Source organism: Flavobacterium sp., from assembly GCF_041392085.1.
GTDB lineage: Bacteria > Bacteroidota > Bacteroidia > Flavobacteriales > Flavobacteriaceae > Flavobacterium.
In genome coordinates this window covers 23,926-40,424 of record NZ_JAWKMW010000012.1, presented here as the reverse complement: position 1 = coordinate 40,424, position 16,499 = coordinate 23,926, and the positions used below count along the sequence as shown (strand labels likewise).

The following is a 16,499-nucleotide window of genomic DNA, read 5'->3' as shown; positions in this document are numbered from 1 at the left end:
GCTTACTTCTTTAAAATTATTAATACCCTTGATTTTGAGTTAAATTTGGATTAGCAACAATTGCATTTGCAGGTATTGGAAAAATTCTCAAGTTATCAGAAATAGATGTTCCGTTTTGAATATTTCCTTTCCAAGCCCAATTATAGCTTCCACCTGTATATTTTCCAAATCGAATAAGGTCTTGTCTTCTATGACCTTCCCAATGTAACTCTCTTGCTCTCTCATCTAAAACAAAGTTTAAATCTACATCACCAGCTGAAACATTGGCACTAGATGAACCATTGTTTGCTCTCATTCTTAGATCGTTAAAGTAACCAATAGATTGAGTAGTCGCATTTTTAACATTACTGCCATTTGTAGCTCCATCTTTTCTCATCTGAGCTTCTACATACATTAAGTACACATCTGCTAATCTAAACAGTGGAAAATCTGTATCTACAAATGTTGAATTAGACCCCGCAACCCCAGCAGCACTTATATTCGAAAATTTACTTAAAATATGACCTTGTGCAGCATTTGTAATTACAGCAATATCAATTGGTCTAGCACCATTGTTATCTGAAGAAGTATTTCTTACATCATTAACAAACGGGTCACCATCAAATTTTTGAACCATTTGTTTTCTTAACCGTAGAGCACCTCCCCATCCACCAACTCCAAATTCTGAAGCATTGGCCTCAAGCGAACCAACTTGACCGTTTATAATTACTGTTGTAGCACCATAGTTTTGGGTTCTTACACCATCTGATTGCAATGTAAAAATCATTTCCCCTGAGGTATGATTATCTGCTTTAAAATTATTTAAATAATTAGTATTTAAAGTATATCCACCAGAAATAATATTCTCACATTGTGTCATACATTCAGCGTATTTTGAAGTTCCAATATACACTTCTGCATTTAAATACAATTTAGCTAAAATCATTTGAGCTACTGCTTTGTCTAACCTTCCATACTCGTTTGTTCTAGCATCTTTAAGAGCAGGAATTACATCTACCAACTCGCTCTCTACATATTCAAATAATTGTTGCCTATTATATTGAGGTCCTTTGAAACCAATTGGATCATTTTCTGTTACAAAAGGTGCCTTACCAAACACGTCCATCATGTAGTAATAAGCCAAAGCTCTTAATACTCTTGCTTCTGCTTTATAAATTTCAATTTCTGCAACATCATCAGGATCATTAATTCCTCTAGAAGCAAGTAATTCTGGTGTCGCTTGATTTAAAAAATCATTAGCAAAAGCAACCTCCGCCATTGTTCTACTAAAGAAACCTAACACGATAGGATTTGTAGCAGTCCAAGTATTTCTTTGTAATTCAGCAACACCTTCATCATTTTCATAAGTCCAAACCACTTCATCAGTAGTTAGATCTTGTAAATACCATAATGTTCTACCAAACTGACTTGTACCTGCATCAATTCCTTGTAAAAAAGAGCTTCCTGCATCTCCTGTACCTGTCAACGACAAATTTCCATAAACTCCTGCCAAAGCTTGTTTATAACCTTCTACAGAAGTAAACAATATTTCTGGCGTAACAGTTCTAGGGTCTTCTGAAGCAACATTTAAATCATCTGTACAAGACATAATTACTCCAAAAATCAGGAATAAATAAATAATCTTTAATCTTTTCATAACTTATTTTTTAAAATTTAACATTAGCACCAAACAAGAAACTTCTTTGTCTTGGATAAATAGTACTATCAACACCACCAGTTATTTCAGGGTCTAAACCAGAGTAATCAGTTATTACAAATACATTTTGCACACCAGTAAATAATCTTAGTGATGCTTTACCTTCTAACCACTTAGGAAAAGTATACCCCAAGGTTACATTATCCATTCTGAGGAATGAAGCATTTTCAACATACATATCAGACAATACATTTCTGTCATTTTGGTTTATAATTCCTGTTTCCAAAACCGATGTTGGTATGTTTCCTATGGTACCTCCTGTGCTTAATAAATTATACTGAGCTCTACTAGCATTTACTTGATTAAATACTCTATTCCCTAAATTAGCTCTTAAATTAAAATATAAATCAAAATTTTTGTAATTCAATGTTGAAGCAAAACCTAAAATTAATTTTGGATCTGGATTTCTATAAATATACTTATCTTCTGAATTAATGACGTTATCACCGTTTAAATCTGCAAATGCTCCTTCAATAGGTCTTCCGTTGGAATCGTACAATTGTTTATATACAAAAAATGAAGATGGACTAAATCCAACAAAATGAGCTTGTGCTTGTGTTCCAGTACCTGCAATATTATTACCGACGATAATATATTGAGCATCTAATTTTTCAATTTTTCTTTGATAAGTAGTTGCATTAAAACTTAAATTCAAGTTTAAATCATCTTTTTTAATTACATCGGAACTTAAAGTTAATTCAACACCCTTAGTTGTAAAATTTCCAATGTTTTGCCATGATCTGTTTGAAAAATTGCTTCCATCTGCGGTAGCTACATCTGCTAATAAATCTTTAGAATCTTTGTAAAATCCATCTATTGAACCCGTAACTCTACTATTAAAAAGACCAAAATCAATACCTACATTATAGGTTGTGGTTTCTTCCCATTTTAAATTGTTACTTTGTCTAGCAGAAACCGCAATAGGATAAGGCGTTTCACCAAAAATATACTGAGAACTACCGCTACCAATATTATATTGTTGCAAAAAGTCATTTCTGTTTCCAATATCTTGTTGACCTGTTATACCCCAACCCAATCTCAGTTTTAAGTCGTTTATAGTTTGGTTATCTTTAAAAAAGTCTTCATTAACTTTCCATGCAAAAGCAGCAGCCGGGAAATTTGCCCATCTGTTATCTTCATCAAATCTAGATGAACCATCTCTACGATAAGTAAATGTTAGTAAATATTTATCATTTAAATTGAAGTTTGTTCTTCCAAAAAAACCAATATTTACACGATCAAAATCAACGTATGTTTGAGGGAAACCAGTTGGACCAGTTGGCAAATTTGGATCGTTTATATTACCCGTTGAGTAACTGTAAGAATCCCATTTTTGATATGAGTAACCTGCTGTAGCGTCAAAAACTAAATTATTAAATGTTTTATTATAGTTAAGATAAGCATCTAATAATTTATTTTTTCTATAACCTCTTGTATATTCATTTGTTCCGTATGGTATATTATTTAGACTTCCGGAAGTTGCAGCATCTGAACCTGCGTCTCTTGTTCTCTCTCCAATAGTTTCATCAAAACCAACATTAACAACAGCTCTTAAATCTGGTAAAAAGTGAAATTTATAATCCATTTCAATATTACCAAAAAATCTATTGTTAAGTCCTTTATCATAAGTTTGTAATAATTGAGCAACAGGATTTCTTGGCACCTGTGTTGTCAATTCTCCATTTGAAGGGTTATAATATTCAAAAAAGCCTCCATAAATTGAACTACTATCATAAACTGGCTGTGTTGGATCAAATGATAAAGCAGAACCTTCTACACCATCTGCAAATCTATTTTTTTCATTTGCATAATTTGCATTAATCCTAAACTTTAAGTGGTCTTTTAACAAAGATGGACTTAATGAAAGACCGACTGTACTTCTATTAAATTTATTTGTCAATCTTAAACCTTCTTGATATGTGTGCCCGACTGTCAACCTTGATGGAATTGCACCAAACAAGTTACCTCTTAAAGATAAGTTTTGATCTACGAAATCAGTTCTTCTGTAAATTTCATCTTGCCAGTCAGTATTAGCATCGCCTAATCTTGAAACATCTTGAGGTCTAACTTCTTGAATAAGGGCTCTATAATCGTTAGCTGAAAAAACATCAATTTTATCAACCAATTTTCCTGAACCATATTGAAAATTATAATCAACTGCCAATTCTTTTCCCCCTTTTTTAGTAGTAATTAAAATTACACCATTAGAAGCTCTCGAACCATAAATCGCAGTAGCAGAAGCATCTTTTAACACCGTTAAAGATTCAATTGTACTAGGATTCAACGAAGCTAAAAACGAAGTTGAACCTGTACCTGTTGAATTTTCAATTGGCAATCCATCAATTACAATAAGTGGATCATTGGACGCAAAAAGCGAAGACCCTCCACGAATACGAATTTCAGAACCTGATCCCGGTGCTCCAGAAGTATTAATAGCCAAACCAGCAACTCTACCTTGTAGTAAATTCTCGGTAGTTACATTTGCCCCTTTGTTGAAATCCTCTGCGGTTACAGTTGTTACAGACCCTGTCGCATCTTTCTTTTTAACAGTTCCGTACCCCACTAAGACTACTTCGTCTAATTTGGCCGTTTCTTCTTCGAGAGAAACATTAATTGTTTTTTGAGAAGTGTAAGGAACATCTTGTGTAGCGAAACCTACATAAGAAAATTCAATCATCTCTCCACTATTCACATTTGACAGCACATATTTACCATCAAAATCGGTTGTGGTACCTTTAGCAGTACCTTTAATGATTACATTTACTCCCGGCAGGGGTTGCCCGGACGATTTGTCCGTCACAACACCACTTAAAGTGCTTTGAGCCAGCACACTAAGCGGCAATAACAGTAATAAAAATAACAACTTTTTAGAAATTGTTTTCATACAGTTTGTTTAAGTTAAAAATTGTGTTTTTTGCTTGTATTTTTTACTTCGAATGTTAAATTTAAGCAAAATTTTTGTCTTTTCTAACAAACAACTGTTAAACATCTCCCGAAAACGTTTTCGTGTTGAAAACTTTTAGGATATGAGGTGTTTTTGAGCTAAAAATTCCGATTCTAAAAAATATAATTTACCTTTATTCGCAAATCATTAAAAAGCTAAAAAAAGTATGAAAAGAAAAGTTACGTTAAAACAAATAGCCAAAGAATTGGATGTTTCGATTTCTACCGTTTCAAAATCCCTGAAAGACAGTGCCGAAATAAGTGAAGATACTCGACAAAAAGTACAGGCATTTGCTAAATTATACAATTACAAACCAAACAATATTGCTCTTAGTCTAAAAAATAAAAAAACTAAAACAATCGGAATCATTATTCCGGAAATTGTACATCACTTTTTTGCTACTGTAATCAGTGGCGTAGAAAATGTTGCCAATGAACATGGTTATAACGTAATAGTTTGCTTATCGGACGAATCGTTTGATAAAGAAGTTATCAACATGGAAATGTTAGCCAATGGCAGCATCGACGGATTTATAATGTCTTTATCAAAAGAAACTCAGTTAAAGAAAGATTTTCATCATATCACGGAAGTTATTAACCAAGGAATGCCTGTGGTAATGTTTGATCGTGTTACTAACGATATTCATTGTGATAAAGTAATTATTGATGATAATTTAGCAGCCTTCCAAGCCGTACAAACTTTAATTGACAAGGGCATGAAAAAAATAGCTCTCATAACAACTGTTGATTATGTGAGTGTTGGCAAACTTAGAACAGACGGTTATATGAAAGCTTTGAAAACAAATGACTTAAAAGTTGATTCATCTATCATTTTAAAAATTGAAGACATAGACAATTGTGAAGGTTTGATTGAAAATTTGATTCAAAACCAAAAAATTGATGCCGTTTTTGCTGTCAATGAACTATTTGCCGTCACAGCAATTAAATCTGCTTTAAAAATTGGGTTAAAAATACCAGATGATATTGCAATTGTTGGGTTTACCGACGGAATTATTTCAAAATATTCCTCGCCAAGCATTACCACCGTAAGTCAAAACGGTATTAAAATGGGTGGAAAAGCCGCAAAAATGTTAATCGATCGTTTGGAAAGTGAAGACGAAGATGACGAACTTTATCGTACAGAAATTATCGAAACACACTTAGTAGAAAGAGAATCTACGCCAACGTTGTAGTAACCGCAAACCATTGATTTTGTTTGACTTGAAATTTTAGCAACCTCTTTTTAACTAAGAATATTTTTTCAAAAAAATAATTTCGGTTTAAAAAAAAACTATATTTGTACTCATTATCAAAGCTTGTATTTTTACTTCGAACCAAAGTTTTGATAAGCCATAAATCGCTTATCGTATTATTAATCAACCAATTACGATAATGGAAAAGCGTAAGTTAAGTTTTTGGGAAATTTGGAACATGAGTTTCGGTTTTCTGGGAATTCAAATGGGTTTTGCCCTCCAAAATGCCAACGCAAGTAGAATTCTTCAAAAGTTTGGAGCCGATGTACATGAACTTTCATGGTTTTGGATTATAGCACCTCTAACGGGACTAATAGTTCAACCCATTATTGGACATTACAGTGACAATACTTGGAGTAAGTTTGGGAGAAGAAAACCTTTTTTTCTTTTAGGTGCGGTTCTTGCCTCTATTGGATTAATTCTCATGCCTCAATCAGAAATTTTTATTGCCTTTTTACCTGCTCTTTGGGTAGGTGCAGGTATGTTGATGATTATGGATGTGTCCTTTAACATTGCTATGGAACCTTTCCGGGCTTTAGTGGGAGATAATCTTAGAACCGATCAACGCACATTAGGTTTTAGCATCCAAACAGCCCTTATTGGAATGGGTGCTGTTGTTGGCTCAATATTACCTTCCTTTTTAGAATGGTTAGGAATGACTGGCGAGACCGAATCCGGAATTCCAAATTACCTCATATGGTCATTTGTAATTGGTGCTATTATATTAATCTTAACCATTTTGGTTACAGTTGTTACCACCAAAGAATATTCTCCTGAGGAATTGGCACAATTTTCAGATGAAAAAGCTCATCAAGAGGCCTTAGGAGACGAAAAGCCGGCAAGATTATTGGACATTTTTGAAGATTTTGCTAAAATGCCAACGACTATGAGGCAGTTAAGTATGGTTCAATTCTTTTCATGGTTTGGACTTTTTGGAATGTGGGTGTTTACTACTCCGGCTATTGCTCAACATATTTATGGCTTAGCATCTGATGACGTAAAAAATCCATTGTTTGATGAAGCCGGAAACTGGGTTGGTACCTTATTTGGTGTGTACAACTTTGTATCCATGATTTTTGCTTTTACACTTCCCTACATTGCCAAAAAAGTCGGCAGAAAAAAAACACACGCTATTTCTTTAATTATTGGTGGTATAGGATTAATTTCCATGTATTTTATGCCTAATAAAGAAGCCTTGATTTTTTCAATGGTTTGTGTTGGTGTAGCCTGGGCAAGTATTTTAGCAATGCCTTATGCCATTTTAGCGGGTTCTATTCATCCGAAAAAAATGGGTGTTTACATGGGGATTTTCAATTTCTTTATCGTAATTCCACAGATTATTAATGCCCTCATCGGAGGATTATTGGTTAAATATTTATATAATGATCATGCTATTTTTGCTTTAGTAACGAGCGGTGTCAGTTTCTTAATTGCCGCAGCTTTAGTTTATAAAGTAAAAGATGTGGATGATGTAGTACAAAACTAATGAATCAAAAATGTTTCATATTCGACTTAGACGGTGTAATCGTTGATACGGCTAAATACCATTATCTAGCATGGCAAAAGATTGCTCATCAACTCGGAATAGAATTTACTCCCGAACATAATGAAGAATTAAAAGGTGTAAGCCGTGTTCGTTCTCTTGATATAATTTTAGCCTTGGGAAATATCAATGCTTCACAAGAAGACAAAGACGTATGGCTTGTTCAAAAAAACGAAGACTACCTTTCTTATTTAGTTAACATGGATGAGAGTGAAATTTTGCCGGGAGTTTTACCTGTCTTGATTTACTTAAAAGAAAACAATCAAAAAATTGTATTAGGTTCTGCTAGTAAAAATGCAAAACCGATTTTGGAAAAAGCCAAAATTATTGACTTTTTTGATGCTATTGTTGATGGAAATGATGTGTCAAATGCAAAACCTGACCCGGAAGTTTTTTTACAAGGAGCTAAAAAAGTTAATTTTCAAAACGAAAAATGTATCGTTTTTGAAGACTCTGTTGCGGGAATTCAAGCCGCAAATATTGCTGGGATGATAAGTGTTGGAATTGGAGATGAAACTATTTTGCATGAAGCTCAGTTTGTTTTCCCCGATTTTACGCACATCGATTTAAATTTTATACAAAACCTAATAAATAAATAGTAAAAATTAAAGTTTTCGAGATTTTAAAATTATTCAACAAAACTTGAAACTTTTAAAACTAAAATTAATGAACCAAGATTATATCATACCAGATAACTGGTCGATTATTGAAGAAGGATTTGAGCAAGACCTGGTTAAGTCTTCCGAAAGTTTGTTCAGCATTGGAAACGGTGCCATGGGACAACGTGCGAATTTTGAAGAAAAGTATTCCGGAAAAACTTTCCAAGGAAGTTATATTGCCGGAATTTATTATCCCGATAAAACCAAAGTGGGTTGGTGGAAAAACGGTTATCCTGAATACTTTGCCAAAGTACTTAATGCACCTAACTGGATAGGAATTAACATCGAAATCAACGGTGAAAATTTGGATTTGGCAAATTGTAAAGCAGTAAAAAAATTCCGCAGAGAATTGAATATGAGAGAAGGTTGGTATCATCGTTCATTTGTTGCAACGCTTCAAAACGGAACTGAAATTGATGTGCAAGTACGTCGTTTTCTTTCGTTGGATTTGGATGAAGTGGGTGTCATTAATTATCAAGTTACGGCTTTAAATCGGGATGCAAAGATTGTTTTCAAACCGTACCTAGATGCCGGAGTACACAACGAAGATGCCAATTGGGAAGAAAAGTTTTGGGAACCATTAAACGTAAAAAATAATCAAAACGAAGCTTTTGTAACCGCTAGAACGTTCAAAACAAATTTTACGGCAACCACATTCATGCATAATTCTATTTTGATGGATGGGAAAACTGCAAATGCTACTCCTTCTGACATAATTTCTTCACATGATAAAATTGAATTTTCGTATGACGTTTCAATTGCACAAAATCAATCGGCTACCATTCAAAAAATAGGTGGTTATACGGTTTCAATGAATCATAAAAACACTGAAGATGCGGCTAAAAAAGTTTTATCTGATGCAATTTCTATCGGTTACAACCAATTATTAGAAGACCAAATCAAAGCGTGGGCAAAAATTTGGGAAATGAGCGATATTACCATTGATGGTGATGTGAAAGCTCAACAGGGGATTCGTTTCAACATTTTTCAATTAAATCAAACCTATTTAGGAAAAGATTCTCGTTTAAATATTGGTCCGAAAGGATTTACCGGAGAAAAATATGGTGGTTCTACCTATTGGGACACCGAAGCGTATTGCATTCCTTTTTATATGGCAACTAAAGATCAACAAGTAGCTAGAAATTTATTAACCTATCGTTATAATCAATTGGATAAAGCGATTGAAAATGCCGGAAAATTAGGTTTTAAAAACGGAGCTGCGTTGTATCCGATGGTGACCATGAACGGTGAAGAATGCCACAACGAATGGGAAATTACGTTTGAAGAAATTCACCGAAATGGAGCAATCGCTTTTGCCATTTTTAACTACTATCGTTTCACCGGAGATTATAGCTACATTCCAGAAAAAGGGTTAGAAGTGTTAATCGGAATTGCACGTTTTTGGCACCAAAGAGCAACTTACTCGACTTACAGAAATCAGTATGTGATTTTAGGGGTTACGGGTCCAAATGAGTATGAAAATAACGTAAATAACAATTGGTATACCAACTATATTGCTAAATGGTGTATTGATTACACGGTAGAACAAATTCAAAAAATCGAAAAAGAATATTCGTCAGATTACACCCGAATTTTAAATAAAGTAAAACTTTCCACTACGGAAATTAGCCACTGGAAAGAAGTAGCGGATAACATGTATTTTCCATATTCTGAAGAACATGGTGTTTATTTACAGCAGGATGGATTTTTAGATAAAGAGTTGGTAAAAGTGCATGATTTAGATAAGAGTCAGCGACCCATCAATCAAAAATGGTCTTGGGATAGAATTTTGCGTTCACCATACATCAAACAAGCGGATACGTTGCAAGGATTCTATTTCTTTGAAGATCATTTCAGCAAAGAACAGTTGGAAAAACATTTTGATTTTTACGAACCTTTTACTGTTCACGAAAGTTCGCTTTCGCCTTGTGTTCACTCCATTCAAGCCGCTGTTTTGGGCAGAATGGAACAGGCTTACACCTTCTATTTACGCACTTCCCGTTTGGATTTAGATGATTACAATAAAGAAGTACACGAAGGTTTACACATCACTTCAATGGCCGGAACTTGGATGAGTATTGTAGAAGGATTTGGTGGTATGCGTGTGAATAATGACACTTTGCATTTTGAACCAAAAATCCCAACACAATGGAAAGGATATTCATTTAAAATTAACTTCAGAAACCAAATATTAAAAGTCTCCGTTCATGCCAACGAAACAAAATTTTCATTAGAAGGCAATAAACCAATTATTGTTTTTGTTAACGGAAAAGAGATCTTGGTAGAACCGGATAGTCTTGTTACGGTTTAAATAACTCGATTAACCCTTTTAGAGTTTCGAACTCTAAAAGGGTTTTTAATTTCTACGATAATGAAAAAGCTACTTATTTTTTTACTTCTATCAACTTCAGCTTTTGCTCAAGTCAATCGGATTGAACCACCTAATTGGTGGATTGGATTTAAAAACAAAAATCTGCAATTACTTATACATCATCCCAATATCGGAAATGCAACTCCAAAAATTTCCTATACTGGTATTTCAATAACCAAAGTTCATAAAGCTAAAAGTCCGAACTTCTTATTTGTCGATGTAAAAATTGATAAATCCACTAAGCCGGGAAAATTCAATATCATTTTTGAATTGGATAGAGGAAAAAAAATTACACAATCCTACGAATTAAAATCAAAGTCAAAACCTTCCGAAGATTTCATCGGCTTCAATAGTTCCGATGCCATTTACCTCATCACACCAGACCGTTTTGCCAACGGAAATGAAGCAAACGATGTGGTGAAAACGATGAACGAAACAACTTTAGACCGAACGCACGACTACAAACGTCACGGCGGTGATATTCAAGGAATTATCAATCATATTGACTATATCAAAAACTTAGGATTTACAGCTGTTTGGCCAACACCAGTCCTGACCAATGACATGAAAAGTGGTTCGTATCACGGCTATGCCATGACCGATTTTTATCAAGTTGACCCGAGATTTGGAACGTTAACGGATTATAAAAATCTAGCCGAGAAATTGAAACAAAATGGTATGAAATTCATCATGGATCAAGTGGCAAACCATTGCGGCAGCGAACATTGGTGGATGAAAGATTTGCCTTTTACCGATTGGGTGAATTATCAAGAATTGTTTCAAAAAGATAAAAAATATATCACTTCCAATCACCGAAGAACCAGCAACCAAGATTTATACGCTTCCAAAAAAGACAAAAGAGAAATGGCAGACGGTTGGTTTGTTTCTTCCATGCCCGATTTGAATCAACGCAATCCTTTCTTGGCAAAATATATCATTCAAAATAGCATTTGGTGGATTGAAACACTTAATTTAGGTGGAATACGCCAAGACACCTATCCTTATCCTGACAAAACGTTTATGAGCAATTGGGCTGGAGCAATCATGAATGAATATCCAAATTTTAACATTGTTGGCGAAGAATGGAGTTCGAATCCGTTATTGATTGGCTATTGGCAAAAAGGAGCAAATAATAAAGATGGTTACGAATCGAATTTGCGTTCAACAATGGATTTTGCCATGCAAACCCTCATTCCGCAAGCCATCAAAGAAAAAGAAAGTTGGGACAAAGGATTAGCAAAAATTTACGACGGTTTAGCCAACGATTTTCATTATGCTTCGCCAAAAGACATCATGATTTTTCCGGACAATCACGACATGGATCGCATTTTTACTCAATTGGAAGAAAATGTTGAAAATACTAAAATGGCTTTGGCTACCTATTTGGTTTTACCAAGAATTCCGCAGTTCTATTACGGAACAGAAATTTTGATGCAAAATACCGCCAAACCAGGTGATCACGGCTTAATCAGAACCGATTTTCCCGGCGGTTGGAAAGGCGACAAAGTCAATGCTTTTACAGGCGAAGGACTTACCGCAGAGCAAAAAGATATGCAAAGCTTTTTATCCAAAATTTTAAATTACCGTAAAAACAGTAAAGCCATTCACGAAGGTAAAACGATGCATTTTGCTCCAAATAACGGAATTTACACTTTATTTAGAATGTTGAATGATGAAATTGTCGTTTTTATTTTAAACAAAAATGAATCGGCAAAAGTAGATTTATCGATATATAAAGAACTGAATTTGAATGGTAAAAAATTCAAAAACATCCTTACCGGAGAAGATTTTATTTGGGATAATGAATTGAATTTGAACCAAAAAGGAGCTTTTATTTTTACTACAAAAATGAATTAACAAATGAAAAAACTTTTTCTACTATTTTTCCTTTCAACAATTGGATTTGCTCAAAATGCAAATCGGAAATACCTTTCTCATCAATTAAATGAAAATGTTTTAGAAATAAAAACTTCCGATGGAATGTATTTTTTTCAATTATACAATGACAAAATCATTGAAACTACTTTCGTTCCAAAAGGAGAAAAATTCAATCCAAATTCACATGCAGTTGTTTTAAAACCAAACAACAATAGGTTTGAATTTAAACAATCAACGGATTATTTAGAAATTAAAACTACTCATTTAGAAGTTCAGATTGTAAAATCACCATTTAAAATTTCGTATTACAAAAAGGGCGAATTACTTCTTTCAGAAAAATTAGGTTACTTCAAACGCAAACATGAACCGCTTGAAAAAGTGAAAGGAAACATTGTTTATGATTCTACCGAAGTAATTCAGTTCAACCTCAACGCTACCGAAAAACTATATGGTGGTGGAGCAAGAGTGTTGGGAATGAATCGTCGTGGCAACCGATTAGCACTTTACAACCGAGCAGATTACGGATACGAAACACGTTCAGAATTAATGAATTTTACCATTCCAATTGTGATTTCATCCAAAAAATACATGATTCATTTTGATAATGCTCCCATTGGTTATTTGGATTTAGATAGTAAAAAAGAAAATGTGTTGGAATATGAAACCATTTCCGGCAGAAAAACCTATCAAGTCATTATAGGCAATTCATGGGAGAATTTGATTGCCAATTATACTGAGTTAACGGGTAGACAACCCTTGCCTCCACGTTGGGCCTTGGGTAATTTCTCTTCTCGTTTTGGTTATCATTCGGAAGCTGAAGCACGAAAAACCATTCAAAAATTTAAAGAGGAAAACATTCCCGTTGATGCCATTATTTTAGATTTGTATTGGTTTGGGAAGGAAGTTCAGGGCACTATGGGGAATTTAGAAGTGTATCGTGACAGCTTTCCGACTTTTGAAAAAATGGTGGATGACTTCTCTAAAATGGGTATCAAAACCATTCCTATAACCGAACCGTTTATTTTGACAACTTCCAAAAAATGGCAAGAAGCGGTGGATAAAAAAATCTTGGCAACAGATTCTATCGGAAAGCCATTTACCTATGATTTTTATTTTGGAAATACCGGAATTATTGATATTTTTAAATCATCCGGCAAAAAATGGTTTTGGGATATTTACAGAGATTTAGCCAACAAAGGTGTAAGCGGTGTTTGGGGCGATTTGGGTGAACCCGAAGTTTTCCCGGCAGCCGCTAGAACGTATGATGGAACAGCCGATGAAGTACACAATATTTACGGACACAATTGGGCAAAATTAGTTTTTGAAGGATATCAGAAAGATTTTCCAACGCAAAGACCTTTTATTTTGATGCGTTCCGGTTATTCGGGTTCGCAGCGTTATGGAATGATTCCGTGGAGTGGCGATGTGAATCGTACTTGGGGCGGACTTTCCGGTCAAGTGGAAATTTCATTGCAAATGGGAATGCAAGGTTTTGCTTATATGCATTCTGATTTGGGCGGATTCGCAGGTGCCAATTTAGATGACGAATTATATGTACGTTGGTTGCAATATGGTGTTTTCAATCCGATATTTCGTCCGCATGCACAATCAGATGTGGCTTCTGAACCGATTTTTAGAAGTGATTGGGCAAAGAAATTAGCTAAAAAAGCGATTGAATTGCGTTATCAAATGCTTCCCTACAATTACAGTTTGGCTTATGAAAATTCGCAAACCGGTATACCATTTATGCGTCCGCTGTTTTTTGAAGAACCTGAAAATGAAGCCTTATTGACCAAATCAGATGGTTACTTATGGGGAAAAGATTTCCTGATTTACCCGATTATGGAAGGGAAACAATCAACGAAAGAAATTTATTTTCCTAAAAATGGTAATTGGACGGATATTTATTCCGCAAAAAAATACAGTGGTGGTTCAACTGAAAAAATAAATGTTGCTTCTACTCACATACCAACTTTTGTGAGAAATGGTGTTTTGATTCCGATGACAAAAGTAGTTCAAACTACGAACAATTATCAAAATTCAAACTTGGATTTACATTTTTATTTTGATGAAAAAGTAACGTCAAGCGAACGTCAATTCTATTTTGATGAAGGAAATAATTCAACTGAAAATAATCCTGAATTACTTACTTGTGAAACAGAAATCGAAAAAAAATCACTCTTCATTTCAATGGAAAGCAACGTATTTCCTTCCAAAGAAAAAAAAGGTATGATTCATATTTTTTTGTTATCTAAAAAACCGAAATCTTTGTTAATAGATGGTAAAAAAGTTAAGTTTCAATATGATAAAATAGCTAAAAAACTAACTTTTGACTATGTTATGACGTCTAACAAATCCAATATTAAAATAAAATTATAATGAAAAAAATACTTTTCACCCTAATCCTAACTTCTATGTTTCTAGGATGTTCACCCAAAAAAGAAACCGTTCAAATCGAAACGCCCTTCGTTTGGGAAGGTGCGAATTTATACTTCCTACTAATCGACCGCTTTAACAATGGAAATCCTGAAAATGATAAGATTATTCCGAGAGATAAAGAAACCGGAGTGCTTCGTAATTTCATGGGTGGCGATATCAAAGGAATTACACAAAAAATCGACGAAGGTTATTTTACCGATTTGGGTATTAATGCCATTTGGATGACGCCTGTAGTGGAACAAATTCATGGTTCTGTGGATGAAGGAACAGGAAACTCCTATGGTTTTCATGGCTATTGGACTAAAGATTGGACGAACATCGATCCGAGTTACGGCACAAAAGAGGATTTAAAAGAATTGGTTGAAAAAGCTCACGCCAAAGGCATCCGAATTGTGTTGGATGCTGTGATTAATCATACCGGACCGGTAACCGAATTAGATCCGGTTTGGCCGGAAAGTTGGGTGCGAACCGGTCCGAAATGTTCTTACGACAGTTATCAAAATTACATCGATTGCACGTTAGTAGAGAATCTACCGGACATTAAAACCGAAAGCAATGAAAACGTAGAATTGCCGCCTGCTTTAGTAGAAAAATGGAAAAAAGAAGGCCGTTACGAACAAGAAGTAGCCGAATTGGATGAATTTTTCAAACGAACCGGATATCCAAGAGCACCGAAATATTACATCATGAAATGGTTGGCTGACTACATTACCGATTTTGGAATTGACGGTTATCGCGTAGATACTGTGAAACATACAACCGAAGATGTATGGCCTGATTTTGAAAAAGTTTGTAAAGACGCTTTTGCTCAATATAAAAAAGATAATCCGGAAAAAGTGTTGGATGACAACAATTTTTTCATCGTAGGTGAAGTATATGGGTACGGTATCAGTGGCAAACAACTCTATAATTTTGGTGATAAAAAAGTGAATTACTTTGAAAACGGTTTTATTTCACTCATCAATTTTGATTTTAAAGGCGATGCCAATAAACCGTATGAAGAACTTTTCAGCAATTATGCTTCTATTTTAAGTGCTGATTTGAAAGGTTTAAGCGTAATGAATTATGTGACGTCTCACGATGACGGCTGGCCATTTGATAAAAAAAGAGAAAAAGCATTTGATGCCGGAACCAAATTGTTATTGACCCCGGGAATTTCACAAGTGTATTATGGTGATGAAACCGCACGTTCTTTGGAAATTGAAGGAGCCGAAGGCGATGCCACTTTACGTTCGTTTATGAATTGGGACGATATTAAATCTAATCAAAATACGAAAAATGTATTGACACATTTTCAAAAAATCGGACAGTTTAGAAAAAACCATCCGGCAGTTGGAGCAGGAGTTCATAAAGAAATTTCCAAAGCTCCTTTTTACACGTTCAGCAGAACCTTCACCAAAGGTGATTTTACGGATAAAGTAGTCATTGGTTTAGAGTTGCCATTTGGTAAAAAAGAAATCAATGTCTCAACCATTTTTGAAGATGGTTCAGAAATTCACGATGCTTTTTCAGGAATTTCAACTACTGTAAAAGAAGGAAAAGTGGTGATTGATAGTCAGATGGGGATTGTTTTGTTGGAGAGAAAGTAAAATTAAAATACTATAACAAATTCAAAGGCGTTTATAATCAAACAGATTGTAAACGCTTTTTTTAAATCATTTTTTTTAGATTTAAAGATTACTTGCTTTATTCCTATATTTGAACACATCAATAAAAA

Annotated in this window: 9 protein-coding genes; 7 read left to right on the top strand and 2 right to left on the bottom strand. The window is 34.4% G+C overall.

Annotated elements, in window-relative coordinates; genetic code table 11:
* Positions 1-19: 19 nt before the first annotated feature.
* A complete protein-coding gene (locus R2782_RS11100) occupies positions 20-1,636 on the bottom strand; it encodes a RagB/SusD family nutrient uptake outer membrane protein (protein ID WP_371268320.1) in 1,617 nt (538 codons plus the stop codon).
* A gap of 10 nt (positions 1,637-1,646) precedes the next feature.
* On the bottom strand, positions 1,647-4,580 hold the full coding sequence (locus R2782_RS11095) for a SusC/RagA family TonB-linked outer membrane protein (protein WP_371268319.1): 2,934 nt from the start codon (positions 4,578-4,580) through the stop codon (positions 1,647-1,649).
* A 226-nt stretch (positions 4,581-4,806) separates the two neighbouring features.
* Between R2782_RS11095 and R2782_RS11090 the strand changes: the two genes are divergently transcribed.
* The 7 genes from R2782_RS11090 (at position 4,807) to R2782_RS11060 (ending at position 16,371) form a co-directional block, all read left to right on the top strand.
* On the top strand, positions 4,807-5,832 hold the full coding sequence (locus tag R2782_RS11090; protein ID WP_371268318.1) for a LacI family DNA-binding transcriptional regulator: 1,026 nt from the start codon (positions 4,807-4,809) through the stop codon (positions 5,830-5,832).
* A gap of 199 nt (positions 5,833-6,031) precedes the next feature.
* Positions 6,032-7,378, top strand: a complete 1,347-nt coding sequence (locus R2782_RS11085; RefSeq protein ID WP_371268317.1) for an MFS transporter — start codon at positions 6,032-6,034, stop codon at positions 7,376-7,378.
* Positions 7,378-8,034, top strand: a complete 657-nt coding sequence (gene pgmB, locus R2782_RS11080; protein ID WP_371268316.1) for a beta-phosphoglucomutase — start codon at positions 7,378-7,380, stop codon at positions 8,032-8,034. The genes R2782_RS11085 and pgmB overlap by 1 nt, the downstream gene beginning before the upstream one ends.
* 67 nt (positions 8,035-8,101) lie before the next feature.
* Complete coding sequence (locus tag R2782_RS11075; protein ID WP_371268315.1) at positions 8,102-10,405, top strand: glycoside hydrolase family 65 protein; 2,304 nt, start codon at positions 8,102-8,104, stop codon at positions 10,403-10,405.
* Between the two features lie 60 nt (positions 10,406-10,465).
* Positions 10,466-12,322, top strand: a complete 1,857-nt coding sequence (locus R2782_RS11070) for a glycoside hydrolase family 13 protein (RefSeq protein WP_371268314.1) — start codon at positions 10,466-10,468, stop codon at positions 12,320-12,322.
* Between the two features lie 3 nt (positions 12,323-12,325).
* The gene (locus R2782_RS11065) at positions 12,326-14,722 is read left to right on the top strand and encodes a TIM-barrel domain-containing protein (RefSeq protein ID WP_371268313.1); all 2,397 of its coding nucleotides are present in this window, start codon (positions 12,326-12,328) and stop codon (positions 14,720-14,722) included.
* The gene (locus tag R2782_RS11060; protein WP_371268312.1) at positions 14,722-16,371 is read left to right on the top strand and encodes an alpha-amylase family glycosyl hydrolase; all 1,650 of its coding nucleotides are present in this window, start codon (positions 14,722-14,724) and stop codon (positions 16,369-16,371) included. The genes R2782_RS11065 and R2782_RS11060 overlap by 1 nt, the downstream gene beginning before the upstream one ends.
* Positions 16,372-16,499: the final 128 nt, after the last annotated feature.